At 40.1% G+C, this 22,047-nt stretch carries 11 protein-coding genes; 10 read left to right on the top strand and 1 reads right to left on the bottom strand.

What is annotated here, in order from left to right:
• Positions 1-476 precede the first annotated feature (476 nt).
• The 4 genes from ACRRSQ_RS19615 (at position 477) to ACRRSQ_RS19630 (ending at position 6,968) form a co-directional block, all read left to right on the top strand.
• The gene (locus tag ACRRSQ_RS19615; protein ID WP_440877472.1) at positions 477-1,043 is read left to right on the top strand and encodes an RNA polymerase sigma factor; all 567 of its coding nucleotides are present in this window, start codon (positions 477-479) and stop codon (positions 1,041-1,043) included.
• Positions 1,040-2,092 carry a FecR family protein gene (locus tag ACRRSQ_RS19620; RefSeq protein ID WP_440877473.1) on the top strand — a complete coding sequence of 351 codons (1,053 nt, stop codon included), beginning with the start codon at positions 1,040-1,042 and terminating at the stop codon, positions 2,090-2,092. The genes ACRRSQ_RS19615 and ACRRSQ_RS19620 overlap by 4 nt, the downstream gene beginning before the upstream one ends.
• A 126-nt stretch (positions 2,093-2,218) precedes the next feature.
• Positions 2,219-3,739 (top strand): sulfatase family protein, encoded by a 1,521-nt coding sequence (locus ACRRSQ_RS19625; RefSeq protein WP_440877474.1) that lies wholly within the window; start codon positions 2,219-2,221, stop codon positions 3,737-3,739.
• A 118-nt stretch (positions 3,740-3,857) separates the two neighbouring features.
• Positions 3,858-6,968 carry a TonB-dependent receptor gene (locus tag ACRRSQ_RS19630; RefSeq protein WP_440877475.1) on the top strand — a complete coding sequence of 1,037 codons (3,111 nt, stop codon included), beginning with the start codon at positions 3,858-3,860 and terminating at the stop codon, positions 6,966-6,968.
• A 142-nt stretch (positions 6,969-7,110) separates the two neighbouring features.
• Here ACRRSQ_RS19630 and ACRRSQ_RS19635 read toward each other — a convergent pair whose 3' ends face one another.
• Positions 7,111-9,381, bottom strand: coding sequence for a putative Ig domain-containing protein (locus ACRRSQ_RS19635; RefSeq protein ID WP_440877476.1), 2,271 nt, complete (start codon positions 9,379-9,381; stop codon positions 7,111-7,113).
• Between the two features lie 482 nt (positions 9,382-9,863).
• Here ACRRSQ_RS19635 and ACRRSQ_RS19640 point away from each other — a divergent pair, with 482 nt between their 5' ends.
• The 6 genes from ACRRSQ_RS19640 (at position 9,864) to ACRRSQ_RS19665 (ending at position 21,738) form a co-directional block, all read left to right on the top strand.
• Positions 9,864-12,731 carry a TonB-dependent receptor gene (locus ACRRSQ_RS19640; RefSeq protein WP_440877477.1) on the top strand — a complete coding sequence of 956 codons (2,868 nt, stop codon included), beginning with the start codon at positions 9,864-9,866 and terminating at the stop codon, positions 12,729-12,731.
• A 146-nt stretch (positions 12,732-12,877) separates the two neighbouring features.
• A complete protein-coding gene (locus ACRRSQ_RS19645) occupies positions 12,878-14,368 on the top strand; it encodes a sulfatase-like hydrolase/transferase (protein ID WP_440877478.1) in 1,491 nt (496 codons plus the stop codon).
• Positions 14,369-14,530: 162 nt separating this feature from the next.
• Positions 14,531-16,846, top strand: a complete 2,316-nt coding sequence (gene bglX / locus ACRRSQ_RS19650; protein ID WP_440877479.1) for a beta-glucosidase BglX — start codon at positions 14,531-14,533, stop codon at positions 16,844-16,846.
• 3 nt (positions 16,847-16,849) lie between these two features.
• Positions 16,850-18,364 (top strand): sulfatase-like hydrolase/transferase, encoded by a 1,515-nt coding sequence (locus ACRRSQ_RS19655; protein ID WP_440877480.1) that lies wholly within the window; start codon positions 16,850-16,852, stop codon positions 18,362-18,364.
• A 37-nt stretch (positions 18,365-18,401) separates the two neighbouring features.
• Positions 18,402-20,078 carry a sulfatase family protein gene (locus ACRRSQ_RS19660; protein ID WP_440877481.1) on the top strand — a complete coding sequence of 559 codons (1,677 nt, stop codon included), beginning with the start codon at positions 18,402-18,404 and terminating at the stop codon, positions 20,076-20,078.
• Between the two features lie 91 nt (positions 20,079-20,169).
• Positions 20,170-21,738: a sulfatase family protein gene (locus tag ACRRSQ_RS19665; protein ID WP_440877482.1), complete on the top strand. Its 1,569-nt coding sequence runs from the start codon at positions 20,170-20,172 to the stop codon at positions 21,736-21,738.
• Positions 21,739-22,047 lie beyond the last annotated feature (309 nt).

Genomic DNA, 22,047 nt, shown 5'->3' on the forward strand with positions numbered 1-22,047 from the left:
TAACCTGCTAATAGCATTGTGCTTAAGGCTTTTTTAAAACATAAAGTTAATTGTCACGTGCTCAAATTAGCCCAATATGCTGGTTGTAACTTTTTTGTACAATAGTTAAAGTTATATGGAATATTGAACGGTTAACTTGTTGCTGTACTAATAAGCTTGTCTGCGAATTTTTAAATATATTCATGTTAAAATTATTAATAGTGAAATAATTATCGTATAACGCTAAAACTATTTTTGTGATATTGGTTAATTTGAATTACTTAATATTTTAATGATTTCAAGTAACTAGGTTTCTAATGATGATTTTTATGCGCCAATTTATTTTTCGCTTTTAAAATTAATTAATTTTTTAATCAGAACCATTGTGGATTTTGCGAAGACAACACTCTTTATATATGTTGGTGAAGTTTTTAGTCAGGAATGTCTAATTCATTGAACAATCAAATATTACAATAACAATGTATTGGTGATTAACTGTGACAGAAAAATCAGAAAAACATACTGTACTGAAAACCTTTTTATCTTGTCGAGATAGCTTGGCTCGTTATATTTTAAAAATGAGCGTAAAAAAGGAAGATGTTGATGATATTTTGCAAGAAGCTTTTATCCGCGTCTATCATGAAGATAAAAAGAAACAGATAAGATCGCCAAAAGATTATTTGTTTATTGTGTCTCGAAATTTAATTTATAAAGGTTTAAGGCATCAATCAAAAGAAATTGCCAGCGACATAGAAGATGACTTGTTAGGTCATGACAATAAACAAACCGACATAGAATTACATAACAAACAAAAGTTTCAAGCGTTTAACGATGCATTATCGACGCTACCAGAGAAAAATCGTCGAGCAATACTGTTGAGAAAATACTACGGATTGTCTCATAAAGAAATAAGTCAAAAATTAGGTGTTTCAGTGAGCTCAGTTGAAAAATATATTTCCAAAGGGATCAAACAATGTGGAGATATACTCATTGCACAAGGATATGGCATGAAGGGCAGTGGCATGAATACGTCGACTAGCCAAGTTAAGGAGAACAACTCATGAGTACAAAATCTCAAGTGGTCACGCTTCGCACGCAGGAAATGATAAATCGAGAATCTGCCAATTGGTTAGCGAAATTAGATGGCGATAATATGAGTAAAGCTGATCGCGCCGCATTAAAAGCCTGGTTAAATGAATCTGATGAACATGTGATTGCGTTAAAAAATCATATGGGCATGTGGGATGAAATGACTGAGGTGGTCAATGAATCGTCAGAAATGTTTGCCGCAGAACACGTTAGCGCTGGTTATTTTGCCAGACTTAAACAGGCTTTATCATTAAAGCCAATGATACTGGCCATGAGTGTAATGTTTATCATGGTATTGTCTGGGGTAATTATTGGTCCTAAGTGGTCAATGGAAGAAGCTGAAACGGCATTTTATGCAACTAAAGTTGGCACTCAACAAAGTTATCAATTAAGTGACGGGTCAACAGCATTTTTAAATACAGATAGCCGCATAGAAGTGGAGTTCAGCAAAGGGCAGCGGATCATAAGGTTACAAAAAGGCGAAGTCTTGTTTGATGTTGCTCACGATAAGACGCGTCCTTTTATTGTTTACGCCTCCGGTAGTGCGGTAAGAGCGGTGGGGACTAAGTTTGTTGTGCGCCTTTCCTCTGAAAATATTCTGGTGACTGTGACAGAAGGTACGGTAGAGTTGTCAAAACGCGACGCGACAGCAGTGAATAGTGACCAAAAAGCTGAAAAGAAACTGATGTTACTTAATGAAGGTCAACAAGCAGAATTTGTCGTTGAAGATGCAACTTTTACTGAAACCCAAGTTGCACAAACGGCAGTAGAAGAACAACTTTCATGGCTTGATGGACGTTTAGTCTTTAATGAAGAAAAGCTTGAGCATGTTATAGACGAAATTAACCGTTATCTAGACAACGATATCGTGATTTTAAGTCCTGAATTAAAAGATATTCCTATCAGTGGCCGCTTTCAAGTGGGTGAAACCGAAGCTTTATTAGAGGCGATTGAAATCACCTTTGATATTAATGTCTCCAAGAGTCAGAACCAAATTTACCTGTCAACCTATGGCGGGGACTAACCAATATATTTAGTCAAAGCAGTATCTTAATTTTCGAGTTACTGTTTTGGCTATACCATGTCCAAACATAGTTAAATTACACCAAGAATATACACAAAAATTATAAATAGATTAGAGGGTTGTCCTATGGGTCAAGTTAAGCTTTTTGTCGTCTGTATTTTATTGCTGAGTAGTCATTTGACATGGGCTGGCAGTGGAAAAACTAACATACTTTTAATTACTGCTGATGATTTAGGTTATGAAGCCGTTGGCTCACTTACCTTAGATGCCGGCTTACCAAGTCTTACACCTAATATTGATCGCTACGCTGCTAAAGGTTATCAGTTTACCAATGCCCATGTTAATACGCCCATTTGTCAACCGAGCCGCTCAATCATCGCTACCGGTCGATATGGTATTACTAGCGGTATGATGGGTTTTTTTCATATGAAAAAGCGTTCAGCGTCTGTCATGCAAACTTTATCCGACAACGGTTATTTAACGGGCGTATTAGGTAAGGTCAGTCATTCAACGCCAGACTTAGCATATAAATGGGATTATATGCATGATTATGGTGATTTAGGAGCAGGTCGCTCGCCAGAAAAATATTACAACTACAGTAAAGAGTTTTTTGAGCTAAGCAAAAAAGAGCATAAAGCGTTTTATTTTATGGTGAATTCGCATGATCCTCATCGCGGCTTTCACGATCCAAAGAACCCGAAAAAACAAGCGGCAACACCATCAAAACTATTTACAACCGATCAGGTGATAGTGCCTAAATATTTGCCAGATACACCGCAGGTTAGAACAGAGTTAAGCCACTATTATAATTCCGTGCGTCGTTTAGACGATACCTTCGCTCGTGTTATTCAAGCCCTTGATGAGTCAGGGCTCGCTGAAAATACCATGGTGGTCTTTTTATCAGATAATGGCTCGGCCTTTCCTTTTGCCAAAGCCAATACCTATTTAGCAAGCACTAAAACGCCGTGGATCGTGCAATGGCCAGCGGGCAAAATTAATACCGAATACGTGAATAAAACTGACTTTATATCGTCGATAGACTTTTTCCCAACCGTGCTGGATGCCGTTGGTTTACCCATTCCAGATGAAGTCGATGGTCGTTCAATATTGCCATTATTAAAAGGGCAAAAACAAACAGACAGACACGAAGTCTATACGCAAGTCGATTATAAAATTGGCGGTCCAGCAACGCCAATGAGGGCGGTTCAAGATGAGCGCTTTGGTTATATTTTCAACCCTTGGAGTAAAGCAGGTGCGAATTATCGTAATTCAAATGAGGGCGATATCACCAAAGCATTGAAAGCTTCTGGAAACAAAGAACAGCTGGCACGGTTAAAAATGTTCAGAGAGCGAGTAGTGGAAGAATTTTACGATTTGAAAAAAGATCCCCATAGCGTTAATAACTTAATTAATCACCCTGAGTATCAAAAAATCATACAAGAGTACCAAAAACGTTTAGTTAACTGGATGGAAAAAAATTCTGACCCCGTGTTAGCGCTCTATCAAGTGAAAGAACAGCCCGATAAAATGGCTAAACTGTTGAAAAAGGAATTTCCAAGTAAGGCAGAGTTGACCCCTAAGCAGCAACGATTAGCTATAGAAGAAAAGAAAAGAAAGAAAAAACAAAAGAAATCGAAAGGTGTTTAGGTCTGAAAAAAATCTCGTTTTTAAATTTATTTTTAGTTGAAAAGATGATAGCTTGAATTGTGAATAACAATGAAACCTTGATTGTTATTGTAATTCAAATGAATTTATTGATGGGATTATGATAAAAAACGTTTTATTACTAAATCTTTCGTTTTTGTGTTTTACGCTTTCATTGCCTGTAAATGCAAGGGAAACGTTAACCAATAAAACCTTTAACTTTAATATTCCCTCAACAAGCGCTACTTCAGCTTTGGAAGCGCTTTCAAAGCAAACTGGCAAAAACTTATTTTATCCGGCCAACAAATTAAATGGCATAACTTCACGGCACTTGGTTGGCCAATATACCCTAGTTGAAGCCCTCACTATTTTACTGGCAGAAACAAAAGTGCAAGCGACCATCACATCAAAGGGTGTGATTGTGGTTAGAGATCGTAAGAAAAAACGTGAACAACTCAATTCTACTGAATTATCGACACTATTTGGCGTTGAGCCTATCAATAAGCAACAATCAACGGTTATTAGTGATCAGCTACAAAACGTCATCGAGAGTATCTCTGTTACTGGTTATCGAGAAAGCTTAAACCAATCACTGTCATTTAAAAAAAATGCTGATCATCAAGTCGATGTTATTTCCGCTGAAGATATTGGCAAACTACCTGATGTTGAAGTAGGCGATGTTTTAGAGCGCATTGCGGGTGTGCAAGTGAGCCGTGGCGATGACGGCATTGTTAATGGTACGAGTATTCGCGGCTTACCAGGATATTTTAACCGCACTTTGTATAATGATCGCGTATTAAACACCTCATTATCAACCGAACGATATTTTGATGCGCAAATCATTCCTGCTGCCTTTTTCAACCGCGTTGAAGTACACAAAACCTCAGTGGCGGATACGGTTGAAGGTGGTTTGGCGGGGGTTATTAATTTAAAAAGTTTACGCGCTTTTGATATTGGTGAACGAGCGGCGAGGGTTAAGTTAACAGGTACATCAACGTCTAATGATGATAATAAAAATAGTGAACTCGTCGCCATTTATTCAGATTTATATTTGGATGAATCGTTAGGTTTTACTGCGGGCGTGAATGTTTTAAATTCAAATAGGGAAAGCCAACAAGGCTTTACGTTTAACCCCACGATTAAACTTACTGAAGGCGTGAATAAAGATTACAATGGCGACGGCACCGTAAGCGAAAAAGATATTTTTTATGTGCCGCAGGCAATTGGTTACTCCCTCAACCAAAATACTCGTCAACGAGATGCTTTTTTTGCCAACCTTGAGTGGCGACCAAGCGCTAATTTTAGTGCCTTTGGTGAGATTTTTTTCACCGGTTACGACACATTAGATAATCGAAATTATTTGCGGTTTAGGCCCAAACCGGCCAACAAGTCTGCAGGCGAGGGCGCACAAACTGTCAGCTATCAAGGGGAGTTATATGAAAATGGCCCGCGGGATTATTTAACGGTTTATCAGCCAACAAATATTTATGGCGAATTATCAAATCAATATAATGAGCGAGAAAGTGATACCGGGCTCGCATTTTTTGATTTGGAATGGTTATACCAACGCTGGAGTGTTAATTTTTCCGCTAATCTCTCCAAGTCAAAAACTCACCAGCTGAGCATGCTGGCGAAAAACTTAACAGAAAGAAATTATTTTGATATTACCCTAGATGGTACCGATGAGGGGAGTGCCTGGGCGGTGACATTTCATAATCCAGTTGACGATCCACAATACAGTCAGCGGGGCTTATTAAATGATCCACAAGCGCCATTTCATTCTCTCACAGTCGATGGCACTCATGTTGGCGCAGAGTTTGAAAGCAATTCATGGGCAAGTGATTTACGTATTCAATACGATTTGGCGTACGCAAATAACTATCTGGATATTAATGAACTCGAGTTTGGTTTTCATTACCGTGTTGACGAGTCTTTGACTCAAAAACCTGAAGCTGACTTTGGCGGTAATACTGAACATCTCTTTAATGGCGCAGAACTATCATATCGTGAAATTATGCCGGCAAGTGGCCAGTGGTTTGATTTTAAGAAAAACGAAACGGGCGCGCCATTGCTTTGGGTCGTGCCAGATATTTCGGCAATGGCAGTCGCGCAGCATTGGACGTCTGACTCAGTAAGAGCTGCTGCAATAGCAAGTGAATCTTATACCCCGGGTATTTTCGAAAATTTACAAGAGCAAATATTTGCCAGTTATTTTAAGCTTAATTTTGCCTCCGACTCTGAACGTATTAGCGGAAATTTGGGTGTGCGCTATACCCACACTATAGAAATGATAAATGGGCAAGGGGCTCAAATTGAAGAAGGTTTAATCGATGAAGGCGAGGGTGATCCGTTCGACCCAAACTACGACCCCAGTTTAGTGCTTCCAATTAATGACAATATGAGTAAAAAACGCAGTTATCATAATATTTTACCCAGTTTAAATATTATGATGAAAGCGAAAGAAGATCTTATATTGCGCTTTGGCTGGAGTAAAACCATGAGTCGCCCACTTAGGCATGATTTAGAATTGCAAGATAGCTATAACGCAAGAACAAATACTATCAGCTCTGCCGATCCTCTATTAGCACCGTTTATTGCTGACAATCTTGATCTTAGCCTTGGCTGGTATTTTGCCAAAGAATCAGCACTTCATCTTGCTTGGTTTTATAAAGATATCGATAACCTAGTACGCACTGTGCAATATCAAACATTATTACCTGTTACTCATGCCGAAACAGGGATTGCACTAGATGATACGCTGGTGAATATTGCTGAAAAGCAAAATGGTGACACTGCCATAGTTCAGGGCACTACCTTGAGCTATCAGCAACCGTTTAGCTTTTTGTCAGGTTTTTTAAAGCAAACGGGTGTAACCGCTAATTTTACTTATATTGACGATTCGAGAGCTCAATCTCTAACGGATATATCTAATAATAACGGCTCGATTTTATTTTATTATGACAGCGCGTTATTTGACGCACAAATTAGTTATACCTATCGAGGGCCACGCATGCGCAAGCTTGCAACTACAACCGTACCGACTAAATATATCAATTCATCCAATATTATTAATGCCAGTATTAACTATATGCCTGTTGAATATTTAACCTTAAGTCTTGGGGTTCACAATATTGGTGAAGAGTCGATTAGTGAATATTATGGCAATGGCATGAGCGATCATTTTAGTGATTTTGGTCGCGTATACTCCTTTACCATAACGGGCATTCTTTAACGTTAAGCTACTGTTAAATATTATTAAAGCCTGCTGGAAAAAGATCTTGAAATCTTTTTAGCCTATATAAAAAAGCCCATCTAGAGATGGGCTTTTTACTTGCGTGGTCGTTAACCTCTTATTGTTTTTCTAACGACAGTTATTATGGTGTACCAGATATGCTTACGTTATCGATACGGGCTTGACTAACATTATTGATACCTGTGCTATTAAATCGAATCGCGATAATTTCGTGGCCTTCTGCTCCGGTTAAGGTAAACGATTTAGAAGTCCAATTTTTCGCACTTTCTTCTGTATCGTTGTTTAAGCTTTCAAGAACAGTCCAATTAACACCATCACTTGACCACTCAGCGCTGTACATTTCATCTTCTGCGTCAACTAAATTAGCCAGTAGGCGATCAAATGATAAGCTTACGCTAGTAAACCCGCTAGTATCATAATACTTAATTGCTCTAGCGCCTGATTTTATGCGCATCATACCACCTGGGTTACCACCGGTTGTAGGTGCTTGTAATAAGCTTTTGCCACTTTCATTTGCCCACTCATCAAATGTTGTAGCGACATCACTAAAGCTATCTGTATTGCCCGTAACAGCATTAACAGCCATAACATTAATGAGCACGGTTAAATTACCACCAAGGTCCGGTGTGGCTGTAGTTTGCACGCCATTGGTCACTTGAAATTGTACCTCATGTGCGCCGATGTCAGCTGCTGTTAATACTGCGCTGGTAATTAAACCTTGTGGTGATATTTCAAATAAGTTTGCGCTATCGCCTGCAATTTCAGTGTAGGTCAAGGTATCTTGGCTACCAAAGCCATTTTCACCATTTAGCTGCGCGCTAAAAGCACGACCAACTGCTTGGCTAGAAGTTGTTAGTTTTTCTGCATTAATGGTTGCTTTAGTAATATTAAGTGTTGCTGTATCGGTTAGCGCACCGTCAGAAACTTCAACAGTAAAACTATTTTCCTCCGTTAAATCAACAGTACCCGATAATGTGCCATCAGCAGCAATTTGCAACCAATCCGGACCTGCAACTTTGGTGAACGTTAGCGTGTCACCATTATTATCTGACGCGCTGGTAGCAATGCTTTGTGTCGCTAAGGCATAGTCTGAGTCTTGACCATCAGCAGGTTTGAAAATAATGTCAGCAACAAATTCAGGCGCAACATTAACGACAGGTTTTGCAGCAACTTCAATATCAAACGTTAACTCTACAAAGTTGCCATTTAAATCGGTAACTCGAGCGGTAAAAGTATTGGTATTTAAATCAGCAAGTGCTGGTGTACCTGATAAGTCGCCTGATGCAGCGTCTACCGATAGCCATGCTGGACCCGCTTCGATTGAGTAAGTTAACAAGTCGTCTAGGGTATCTTCGGTTGCTGAAAGGTTGGCACTAAATAATGCATCTTCTGTTGCGCCATCGTTATTCGTAATTACTAAATCTGAGGGCGCGGTACCAGCAACAGTTACCGTAACTGTTTGGGCAGCATTAGTATTAATACCGTCGCTAACAATAACAAAAATATCATTTTGACCAACATCTGTAGTGCCAGGAGTACCAGTAAGGTCACCGGTATTTTCATCTAAGGTTAGCCACTCTGGGCTATTGACATCTAAAGTGTAAGTTAAGATATCATTTTCAGCATCAGTTGCTGAAACTTTAGCACTAAAGGCAACAGCTTCTGTGGCGGTAGTTACATCTAATGTTGGCGCACCTGGCGCTTCATTTGGTGGCGGCACTTCAGCAGTAATGATAAAAGTAGACTCTACTGTATCCATACCATCGGTTACTGCAACAACCACAACCGTTTCACCGGCATCTGCTTCTGTTGGTGTACCGATTAATTGATATTGACCACTTTCTTGGTTTAAGACAATCGACAACCACTGTGTTGCTTCACCGTTTAGTGTTGCGCTAACAATTTCAAAGCTTAGTGGTGTTTCTCCTGAGTCGGTAGCGGTTAAGTTTGCGCTAAAACTGGTATCGGTAAATAAGGTGGTTGATTCAGCGGCTAATTTTGGTGCGGTTGGCACACTATTAAGTATTTGATACTGAACCGTAGTAAATGCAGCGTCTTCACTATCTGCCGCTTGAAAGGTGACATTATAGGTACCAATGTGGCTATCTTTAAGTACAGCAGACGATAATTTACCTGTTTGAACCATTTCTAACCATTTAGGCTTATCCGGTGATGAAAAATGTAAAACATCGCCGTCGGCATCAGTCGCCATAAGCTGATCGTTGTATTGCTCTCCAACCGTTAGCACTGTCGTGCTTACCGGCGCTTCACTAAAAGCCGGCGCACTGTTTGAACTGTCATCTAACGTACACGCAGACAAAAAGACACTAGAGCTAAGTATCGCCATTGTTAACGTATTTTTTTTGAATTTCCCCATTTGAACTTTTGGCATGCTTTTTTCCTTTTTTACTTATAATATGCAACTTTTCAAAGTGTTATGACGCTAAATAATGTTTATCGTCAATCTAAAAGAAGCTTGAACTTACCCCCGCTCGTACAACTTCAGCGTTCGATTTGAATCATCAGTTACTGATTTGTTCAACCACATCTCTTACCTCATAAAGAGTGTTGCTATGTAAAGATCCGTAAAGAAAAATTTTATTAGTTGCTCGATATTTTATTAACTGACTGATTTTATTATTAATATTTATTGAAAATTTAGTGGTAACAATAGTGGTAGTGAAAAGAAATGTAAGTTTTTATTATGGATATTGACAAGAGAACACTCTTTAGTAACGGGATAGCAAAAGTTAATTGAATTTATGCAGGTTGTTGTGGTGGCTTAAGTTGCCAATACAGCCATATGTATATCTCGTAAATATATAAATTATTATAAATAAGAATGATTTAGGTGAATTCTAAAGGGGACTATAGATGAATAACACTACCTTTAAGTTAAGTGCGTTAGCGGTAATTATTGGAATGAATGTCGGCGCGGCGTATGCAGCTGAGCCAAGCATTGATGGTGAACAACAAGCAAATAAAGTGAAAACGGCTGCACAAAAGAAAGCCGAACGAAATAAAGAGAAAGCTGAAACTGAGGTGATTGTAGTCACAGGTATTAAAGACAGCTTATCGCGAGCACTTTCACGAAAAAGGCATGCTGAATTTGGCATGGATTCTATCTCAGCTGAAGATATTGGTAAATTACCCGATGTTGAAATCGGTGATGTTTTAGAACGTATCGCTGGCGTACAAGTAAATCGTGGCGACGATGGTGTTGTTAACGGTACCAGTATTCGCGGTTTACCCGGTTACTTTAACCGCACCCTTTACAATGGACGTGTTATTGCCACCTCGTTATCTACCGAAAGGTATTTTGACTCACAAATTATTCCTGCCGCATTTATGACCAGTGTTGATGTACACAAAACTGCGATGGCAAATGACATTGAAGGTGGTTTAGCTGGCGTAGTTAACTTAAAAAGTGTGCGCGCGTTTGACGTAGGTAAAAAAGCGGTTCGCTTTAAAGCAACATTAAGTAACCCGTCAAATGTTGATGATGTTAATACCGATGTTTTGGCGGTGTTTTCTGATTTGTATTTAGATGAAAGTGTTGGTTTTACTTTTGGTGTTAACCATTTGCAATACAACACAGAAAGTCAAAAAAGTTTAAATGGCGCGCCAACTAAAAAAATCAAAGAAGCTACAGGTAAAGATTATGACGGCAATGGCATAGATAATGATGGTGTTGATGCAGCCGGCAACCCGACGGGAAGTGGTCAAGAGTATTTCGTACCCGCGTCGATTAATTATGCCTTAGACCAAAACTTTCGTGAACGAACAGCTGCCTTTGCTAACCTCGAGTGGCGACCAACCGACGATTTAAGACTTTTTGGTGAAGTATTATACAGTAGCTACGACACCATTAATAATCGCTCGCAATTGCGTTTCAAGCCGATTGCCAATTTATCTGAAGGTGTTATTGGTTCAAATGTTTGGTATCAAGGGGAACATTTTGACGAACAAAGAGCTTATTTAACTGCGCTGCACCCAACCAATATGCATGCTGATATTTCTAACCAATACAATGAACGTGAAAGTGACGTTGTGGTCGCTTTTTTTGATGCAGAATGGTTTAAAGATCAATGGTCATTTAAATTTGGTACCAATATCGCCCGTTCTAAAACGACACAGTTTCAAGTTGAAGCCATCAATACAACGCCAAACAACTCGATTGATGTTTTGTTAGACGGCAGTGATATTGATAATACTTGGGATATTACTTTTACCGACCCTGCAACTGCCATGAGTATCTTTTCAACACCTGAAAATTATATTGATTTGAAAATCAATGGTCAGCAAGTGGGGGCAGAATATGAAAGTAATTCTTGGGGATTAGACTTTGACGTTGAATATGACTTTGACATAAGCAATGACATACTTAGCCCAACATATGTGCAGTTTGGTCTTCATTATACTGAAGATGAATCGTTAGCCTTAAAACCGCAATCAATTCTAGGCACACAAATTAGTTTTTTACCGGGTGCTGATGACATGATATATCGTTCGGTGAGCCCAACGGTAGGTGATTGGTTTGACGGCGCATTAGGTCGAGATTACGACAGCGAGATGTTTTCTTGGATGGGCCCGGATCTTGAAGCGATGATCAAACAAAATAATTGGACCGAAGAAACCTTTAGAGAGGTTGGGATACTTACCGATGAGCATGATTTAGGCGCGCGAGACGACCTTGAAGAAGAGATTGGCGCAGCGTACGTTCGACTTAATTTTGAAAATGGCTCCGGTGATTTAACCGGTAATGTGGGGGTGCGCTACGTACATACTAAGCAACTTGTCACCGGTCAAAAATTAGATTATGTGGTTGACGCAGGTGAAGGTGACTACGCTGATGAAGATTACACACCTAAATTTGGCGCTCGTTATGTGCCTGGCTTAGTGACTGAAGAGCGTAACTATTATAATTACTTACCCAGCTTAAACTTACGTTATATGGCAACAGAAGATGTGGTATTGCGTGGTGCTTGGAGCCAAACTATGAGCAGACCGCTGCGTCAAGATTTACGCATTCTCGACAAGGTGGGCACTAATGATGATCATGCTAAAATTACCCAGCCTTCACCAGATTTAAACGCCTTTATTTCTGAAAATGTCGACGTCAGTGTTGAGTGGTATTTTGACAAATCATCAGCGCTAACGCTGGCGCTTTTCTACAAAGATATTGCCACCTTAACGCAAACTAAAGTCACCACAGAGCAAGAAGATAATATTTTACATTTAGAGTCAGGCACAACCTATACCGATCCTGAAGCGGTTTATTATAGAAAGTCAGACTCAACCGGTTCGATTTTACAAGGGGCAACGGTTGGTTTTGAGCAGCCGTTTGAATACTTACCGTCGTTCCTAAAAGATACCGGTGTGAAAGTTAACTATACCTATATCGATAATTCTCGCCCAGATCTGATGAAAAACGTCTCTAAAGATAACTTATCAGCCACCTTGTATTACGATGCCGATTTGTTTGATGCGCGTTTAAGTTATGCCTACCGCGGCGAACGTGCTCGTAATATTGGTATTGAAAATGTACCCGATCAATGGGTACGACCGTCGAGCACCTTAAATGCGAGCTTTAGCTACAAACCGGTACAATACCTAAATATTAATTTAGGTATATCCAACATTACGGATGAGCCAAATAGAGATTACTACTTACACGGCTTAACTAAGTCGATTAGTGACTCTGGGCGCACGGTGTCGTTGTCTATCACTGGTCGTTTATAAAATAGTTTGAGCGCTGCTAAGTTGAAATATTGATAAAGGATTTTCTTTATTTCAATTGGCAGTTTAAGCAAGCAATGAAGCAATAAAACGGCTAGTCATTTAGGTGGTTAGTCGTTTTGTTATTGAAGTTAACTAGAGCATTATTCATGAATAAAATTTTAGTCAATGCCAGTTTTTTGTTGGCGTTTATCTTGGTCACATTCGGCGTAAAAGCAGAAAATTATCAGCAAACAAAGCAGCAAGCAAAGCAGCAACTCAAGCAGAAACCCAATATTATTGTTATTTTGGCAGACGATTTAGGTTATGCCGGTTTAAGCAGTTTTGGCGGGCAAGGCATCGCCACACCAGAGCTAGATAAACTTGCCGAGCAAGGCATAAAATTGACCAACTTTTACGCCAATAGCACAGTGTGCTCGCCTACACGCACCGCACTTTTATCTGGGCGTTACCAACAACGGGTTGGCTTAGATCATATCTATTTTCATTGTGAAGCCGATAAAGGTTTTGACGCACAAACTAATCCCACCATGGCAAAAATACTTAAAAATGCTGGTTACACCACAGGTATATTTGGTAAGTGGCACCTTGGTGCTAGTGAAAAATTTCAACCCAAAGCACATGGTTTTGATGAGTTTACTGGTTTTTTAGATGGCAATATCGACTTTATTTCAAAACACAATACTGAAAGTGACGTGGACTGGTACAAACATCATCAACCCAATAATGACAAAGGCTATGTAACGGAACTACTTAATGATGCGGTGGTTGAATTTATCGATAAAGCACATGATAAACCATTTTTTGTCTATTTTTCTCAAGCGGCAGTTCATGTGCCAATGCAAGGCCCTAACGATGCGCCGTTAAGAACTGATGATTTTTACACCTACAAAGTAGATAACAAATTACCAAAAGCAGAATACATGCGCCGTTATGCAGATATGTTAACGTCGATGGACCAAGGGGTAGGTCGTATTATGGCGACTTTAAAAAAACACAATATTGAAGACAATACCTTGGTTATTTTTACCTCTGATAACGGTGGCGAGCCCATGGGGGTAAAACACGGCAAGGTTAATGGCGACCTTCGCGGACATAAAGTTACCATGTATGAAGGCGGCCTTAAAGTACCGACGTTAGTGTATTGGCAAGGCAAACTTATTGGGGGGCGAGAAGAAACTCAGCCGATGTTAACCATGGACTTACTGCCGACGATTTTAGATGTGGCTAACATTGATTACAGTGGAAAGCAGACGTTTGACGGGGTTAGCCTTGCCAACCTTTTATTAAAGGGCGAAAAGCTCGCGCAGCGTGATTTGTTTTGGATGCACCGAGAGCGACTAGTCATGCGACGGGGTGATATGAAACTGATTCGCACTAAAGCGGGCAACGAGCTGTTTAACTTGGCAAACGATCCTAATGAAAAAAACAACTTAGCCAAGCTTAGCCAATATCAAGCGTTAATCGCTACCATGACAAAAGCGGGCGATAACTGGCAAAAGGAAACTGCGATTGGCGTACCGGGTGAGCGAATTATTGGCAAGCCGGTAAAAGCAAATTGGCCGTGTAAGCGTAATTTACGGCAGTTTAATGGTGGCAAAAAATATTATTGGCAAGACGGTGAAGCGGTTATTAAGTAGTTTTTTATACAGCAGCTATGAAATACCTCACTATAAATTAATTTGTCAGACTAATGCATTGATAAGGTTTAATTAAAACAGACAAAATTTAAATTATCATTACGGGTTTTCATTGCTAAGCGCTCTTTATTAATAACGCTTAAATAAAAGAATCGGTTAGCAATGAAAAAAAAATTACTTCCTTTAGTTATCTCATGTGTATTAGCAAGTTCATTAACCTCTGGGTTAAGTGTCGCTAAACCTGCGCTCAGCAACACTTCAAATTCTTCATCAGTTTCCAAAGAGATATGGCAAGACGATCGTCAAGCCATGGATACCTTCATCAATGAATTAATGGCAAAAATGACCCTAAAAGAAAAAATAGGGCAACTCGATTTACAAGCCGGCAAAGGGCAGCTAACCGGTTCATACCGTAATAAAAACTATGCGAAACAAATTAAAGCAGGTCATTTAGGGGCAATTTTTAATACCACCGGCGCTAAGCAAACTCGAATGCTGCAAGAAATTGCCGTAGAAGAAACTCGTTTAGGCATTCCGTTATTATTCGGCTACGACACCATTCATGGTTTTAAAACCATCTTTCCATTGTCGTTAGGTGAAGCGGCTTCTTGGGATCTGGAAGCTATAGAAAAAAGTGCCCGCGTATCGGCAAGAGAGTCGGCAGCAGCAGGGCTACATTGGACGTTTGCGCCTATGGTCGATATTTCACGTGATCCGCGCTGGGGTCGAATTTCTGAAGGCGCTGGCGAAGATGTTTATCTAGGTAATCAAGTCGCTCTTGCTCGTGTTAAAGGTTTTCAAGGTGATGACTTATCAAAACCTGACACGGTAATGGCAACAGCGAAACATTTTGCTGTTTATGGCGCAGCAGAAGGTGGGCGTGATTACAATTCTACCGACGTGTCTGAGCGTAGTTTACGCAGTTTATATTTGCCGCCATTTAAAGCCTTAGTTGATGCCGGTGTTGCTACCATTATGACTGCATTTAACGATCTTAATGGCGTGCCTGCGACAGGAAATGATTATTTACTAAATGATATTTTGCGCGATGAATGGGGCTTTGAAGGTTTTGTGGTTACTGATTATACCGCGGTGGAAGAAATGGTTGATCACGGTTTTGCTAAAGACAGCAAACACGCGGCCGAACTTGCACTAAACGCTGGCGCAGATATGGATATGGTAGGGCAAAACTATTTCAAACATTTAGAAGCTTCAGTTAAAGAAGGCAAGGTATCAATTGAGACTATCGATAAGTCAGTACGACGTATTTTAGCAATGAAATATCGATTAGGGTTATTTGAAGACCCTTATCGCTACTCAAATGAAGCAAACGAAAAACGTGAAACCTTAAGCAAAGAAAACCTAGCCGCTGCGCGTGATGTGGCGAGAAAATCGATGGTTTTACTTAAAAACGACAATCAAACCTTACCTTTAGCCGCAGATTTAACGTCAATCGCATTAATTGGACCGTTAGCTGACAGTAAAGCCGACATGATTGGCTCTTGGGCGGGGCGAGGCGACAGAAAAAAACAACCGGTTACTGTACTAGAAGGCTTGCAAGCTAAGCTTGGTGACAAGGTTAAAATTAATTACGCTAAAGGGGCGAGTTATAACTACAAAGGCAATACCAATAAAGGCTTTGGCGCGGCTATGGTTGCTGCTAAAAAATCTGACGTGATTGTTGCTGTAATGGGTGAAAGTGAAAAAATGACTGGCGAAGCTTCGAGCCGAACCTCGTTAACCTTACCGGGCAATCAATTGGCATTATTACGTGAACTTAAAAAGCTTCGTAAACCTATCGTCTTGGTGTTAATGAACGGTCGTCCGTTAAATCTTAATTGGGCAGATGAAAAAGCCGATGCCATTTTAGAAACTTGGTATGCCGGCACCATGGGCGGACATGCAATTGCTGATGTATTGGTAGGCGATTACAACCCATCAGGCAAACTGCCTATGTCATTCCCACGTAATGTTGGCCAAATTCCGGTTTATCACAGCATGAAAAATACCGGCAGACCTTTTAGTGAAGATTTAACCGGTGGTGCTAGAAATTACAGCTCGCGTTATGAAAACCTTGAAAACACGCCACTTTATGCTTTTGGTCATGGTTTAAGTTATACCCAGTTTGACTACAGCGATATTGAACTTTCAAGCGATACCATGACAGAAACAAGCACTATTGAGGCCAAAGTTAAGGTGACCAACAGCGGCAATTATGACGGTGAAGAAGTGGTACAGCTTTATATTCAAGATTTGGTTGGCTCGGTAACACGTCCAGTTAAAGAGCTTAAAGGCTTTGAAAAACTGATGATCAAAAAAGGCGAAACGAAAGAAGTTAGCTTTACCATTAGCGCAGACGACTTGGCTTTTTACAGACGAGACATGAGCTACGGCGCAGAGGCAGGTGAATTTAAACTTTATATCGGCACCGCTTCAGACAACACACAGTCGGCTTCGTTTAGCCTAACAGGAAGTTAGTAAATGAGTAAATTATTACGACTTTGTTTACTGTCTGCGACGTTTATTGCGATGTTTGTTGCGCCGTCTCACGGCAAGGACAATTCCAAAACAAACGCGGCCAATAAACCTAATATTATTGTTATTTTAGCGGATGATTTGGGCTATGCCGATGTTGGTTATCACGGCATTAAAGATATTGGCGTAGTAACGCCCAATATTGACCGCCTTGCCACTAATGGCACTTATTTTAGCAATGGTTATGCTATGGCTCCGGTATGTGGTCCATCGCGAGCAGGTTTACTTACTGGGCGTTATCAAAACCGCTTTGGCTTTGAAGATAACCCGGGGGGCGCTTTTAGGCAAAATTCCACAGTTAAACCGGGTATTCCAGCATCAGAAGTAAACCTTGGCGAGCAGTTAAAAAAACAAGGCTATGTTACGGCGTGGATAGGTAAAGATCATCAAGGTAAAGAAGATGAATTTCACCCTAACAATCGCGGCTTTGATCATTTCTTTGGTTTTATTAATGGCGCAGCCAGCTATTACGCAGAAAAAAGTAAAGTGCAGATCTTGCAAAAAAATAAACAACCTGTGCTTGAAAAAGAATACTTAACCGATGCGTTTGCCCGTGAAGCTGTCGCTTTTATTCAAAACAATACACAACAACCATTTTTCTTGTATTTGCCTTTTAATGCCGTACACGGTCCGCTGCAAGCGAAACCGGATGACTTAAAACGTTTTGCCGATATTAAAGAAGAAAAACGCCGCATTATGTTAGCGATGAATTACGCTATGGATCGCGCTATTGGCGAGGTTTATAGCACGCTCGAGCAAAACCAGTTATTAGAAAATACCTTGATTGTTTTTTACAGCGACAATGGCGGAAAACCTATCAAAGGCACTGCCGGTAATGCTTCGTTAAATACGCCGCTTAATGGCACTAAAGGCACTTTAATGGAAGGGGGCATTCGCGTGCCGTTTTTAATGCATTGGCCTGAGAAAATTGCAAAAAATAAACAAGTGGATTTTCCGGTGGCGGCAATTGATATTTTTCCAACCGTACTTGCTGCTGTCGATGATGAAGTTAAGCCGACTAATACGCTTGATGGCATTAATTTATTGCCTTATTTAACCAAAACGACTGATACCGCTAACACAGCTAATACAAGTAAAACGCCAAAAGCGAGATATTTATATTGGCGCTTTTTATACCAGTGGGCGATTAGGGATGAAGAGTGGAAGCTAGTTAAGCTTAAAGGCGTTAAACAGCCCAAGCTTTATCATTTAGCAACAGACATGTCAGAGAAAAAAGACGTGTATCAGCAATATCCATTAGTGGCGAAAAAATTAACTCAGCAATATCAAACCTGGTCTGCGAGCATGATAAAACCGCAATGGAGCTGGCAAAAGCGCTTTGGTGGTCCGCATATTGTTGCACAGCCTGATAAGAAAAAACGCAATAAAGCACGATCAATTAAGTCAACTAGTACAACTAAAACAACCTATATAAAAAAGACAACGAATACCGCTGACTAAAGTTTGCATTTAACGCGTTATAAATAAAGGAAAATAAATGAAAAAAATAATGGTTAAACCCTTAATTGCGTTTTGTGCGTTATGTGCGTTTAGTAGCGCAAGCCAAGCAAACGTAGCAATAAATAACACAGATACTGAAGTAAAACAGCAGCCTAATATTCTGTTTATTATGTCTGATGATCATGCATTTCAAGCGCTTAGTGCTTATGGTCACCCAGTATCTAAACTAGCGCCGACACCTAACTTAGATCGCATTGCTCAAAATGGTATGCGTTTTAATAAAGGTTTTGTCACTAATTCATTGTGCGGTCCAAGCCGTGCGGCGATGTTAACCGGTAAGTTTGGTCATAAAAATGGCTTTTCTTATAACGGTCAAAAATTTGATGGAAGTCAGCCAACATGGCCAAAAATGCTAAAGCAGTCGGGTTATCAAACGGCGGTGATCGGCAAATGGCATATCGGTAAAACACCAAAAGGCTTAGAGTTTGATTATTGGAAAGTGCTTAATGATCAAGGGGAGTATTACAATCCCGATTTTATTACGCAAACCGGCGTTGAGAAAAAGGTGGAAGGTTATGCCACCGACTTGGTTACAGAGTACAGCATTCAGTGGCTTGATAAGCAGCGTGATAAAAGCAAACCTTTTGCTTTATTAATGCATCATAAAGCGCCTCACCGTAACTGGATGCCGGCACTGCGTCATTTAACTCAATACGAAAATACGCATTTCCCAGTGCCAGATAACTACTTTGACGATTACCAAGGTCGACCGGCTGCAGCGCAGCAAAAACTTAATATTTATCGCGATATGTACGAAGGTCACGATTTAAAAATGACCAAGTCGGCAAATTCAAACGAACTACGTTACGACCGCTGGCCAGATCACTTTGCTCGATTAACAAAAGCGCAACGCGACACTTGGAACGCTGCTTATAAAAAACGTAATGACGATATGAATAATGCCAATTTCAACGATAAGGAAATGGCGTTATGGAAATACCAGCGCTACATGCAAGACTACCTTGCCACCATATCAGCGGTTGATGAAAGCATTGGTGAAGTGCTTAATTATTTAGAAGCCAATGGCTTATCAGATAATACCTTAGTGGTGTATACCTCAGATCAGGGGTTCTACTTAGGCGAACATGGTTGGTTTGATAAACGCTTTATGTATGAAGAGTCGATGCGTACGCCATTATTGATGCAATTTCCTGGCAAAATTCCAGCAGGCTCTGTATCTGAAGAATTAGTACAAAATATTGACTTTGCCCCGACATTTCTAGCTTATGCAGGCTTAGACATTCCGAGCGATATTCAAGGTGAATCTCTATTGCCTATTTTACAAGGCAAACCGGTTGAGAATTGGCGACAATCACTTTATTACCATTATTATGAATATCCGGGTTTTCACTCAGTAAAACGTCACTTTGGCGTGAGAGATCAACGCTTTAAGTTGATTCATTTTTACAACGATATCGACCAATGGGAATTTTATGATTTAGAAAAAGATCCAAGTGAAATGAACAACGCCATTAATAATCCCGAATATAAGCAAGAAGTTGTGCGGATGAAGGCAGAGCTTACTCGGTTGATGACTTTATACGAAGAGCCCGATTATGCGACTTGGAAAGACGCCAAATTAAAAAAAGGAAAACGCTGGAAAACAGGCGGTAAAAAAAGAAAGAAAAACGGTGATGCCAAAAGCGCCGAATAATCAACAATAAGCAGTGACCCGTTAGCTAAATCTAGTTAATAAGGGCACTGCTTTTTTATTGCTTGATTTAACACACAATACGAGAGCAACAATGACCCAATTAAAACTACTATTTAAAATTTTATTTATCGCTTTATTGGTGAATGTATTTTGCGCCAATTTTGTCATCGCATCGGTATTTCCAAGTGAAATAAACGCCCAAAATATTGAAGGCGCTAAAAAAAGGAATATTGTTTTTATCTTAACCGATGATCATAGATACGATGCCATGGGTTTTACTGGTCATCCATTTATGAAAACGCCACACCTTGATACGATAGCCAATGAAGGGGTTTATTTAAAAAATGCGTTTGTTACTACCTCGTTATGCTCACCTAGTCGCGCCTCAATCCTAACCGGGCTTTATACCCATAAACATCGAGTGATCGACAATAATCGCCTTGAACAAAAAGGCACTGTCTATTTTCCACAATATTTGCAGCAACAAGGTTACAGCACCGGTTTTATTGGCAAATGGCATATGGGACGCCACAGTGATGAAAAACGACAAGGCTTTGATCATTGGGTAAGTTTTGCCGGTCAAGGTCATTATTTACCACCTAGCCCAGAGTACACCTTAAATGTGAACGGCAAACGTGTCACACAAAAAGGTTATATCACCGATGAATTAACCGATTACGCGATTGATTGGATGGAGCAACAAAGCAAAACAGACAAGCCCTTTATGCTGTATTTGTCGCATAAAGCGGTGCATGCAAACTTTACCCCTGCCAAGCGCCATCAGGGCATGTATGACAATTTAGTCTCTTTGCCGGTAGTGCATAAACAACAAGATTATCAAAAAAATACCCCACGTTGGCTACGTGATCAGCGAAATAGCTGGCATGGCGTTGACTTTCCCTACCATAGCGAAGTCGATATTAAACAATATTATCAAAATTATACCGAAGCATTTGCCGCGGTTGATGACAGCATAGGTCGGGTTAAAGCCCAGCTGAAGAAGATGGGCATTTATGATGAAACCTTAATTATCTATATGGGTGATAACGGTTTTATGTTTGGTGAGCATGGCTTGATAGATAAACGCGTGGCTTATGAAACGTCTATCCGTGTGCCGATGTTAATGCAATGTCCTGAGCTTTTTGAAGGCGGCAAAACGGTCGAACAAGTGGTCGCAAATATTGATATTGGTCCGACGATTTTAGAAGCGGCAGGAGTGAAAACGCCTGAGCATATGGACGGAAAAAGTTTTATTGCCTTAGCACAAAATAAAAAAATTCAATGGCGAGATTACTTTTTATACGTTTATTACTGGGAGAAAAACTTTCCTCAATCACCAACTGTATTTGCACTAAGAGGGGATAGATACAAATACATTACTTACTACGGGTTATGGGATACCGACGAATTGTACGATTTAGCAAATGATCCCGGTGAAACTACAAACTTAATTGCGCAGCCGCAATACCAAGAGGTGATTAACACCATGGAAAATCGTTTATACGCGATGTTAAGCGACGAAGGTGGCATGGAAATACCGATGAATAAGCCAGCAGGTCAATTCCGCAATTTACGCTATTCAAAACGTGCCGGCGATAACGCGGCTGATTTTCCAAACAATACGGTGGTCGCTAAGCCAATTAATAAAAATGCCCATTAATCGAGTGACTGAATCTAGGCAAATTAACGCGATGTACAAGGTGTTGATTTGCCCAATTACTAAAAACTAAAAACTAAAAACTAAAAACTAAAAAATAATAAAGGAAAATTATTTTAATAAAAACAGGATGATAACGAGCAGTTGTTAAATAGCTCTTACTAGGGTCTGTTGATCTTTCGAGGTTGAATTTTGTTCAACGTAAACGCTTTTTGTTCAAGGCGTGAACAACACCGCATGGTTGTTCCATGTAAGTTGTGAACAACGATGAAGAAATAGCGTTTAGTTGAACCCCAAGGGCAGCGTTTCTAG

The sequence above is a fragment of the Thalassotalea sp. PLHSN55 genome, assembly GCF_052030545.1.
Taxonomy (GTDB): Bacteria; Pseudomonadota; Gammaproteobacteria; order Enterobacterales; family Alteromonadaceae; genus CANMXU01.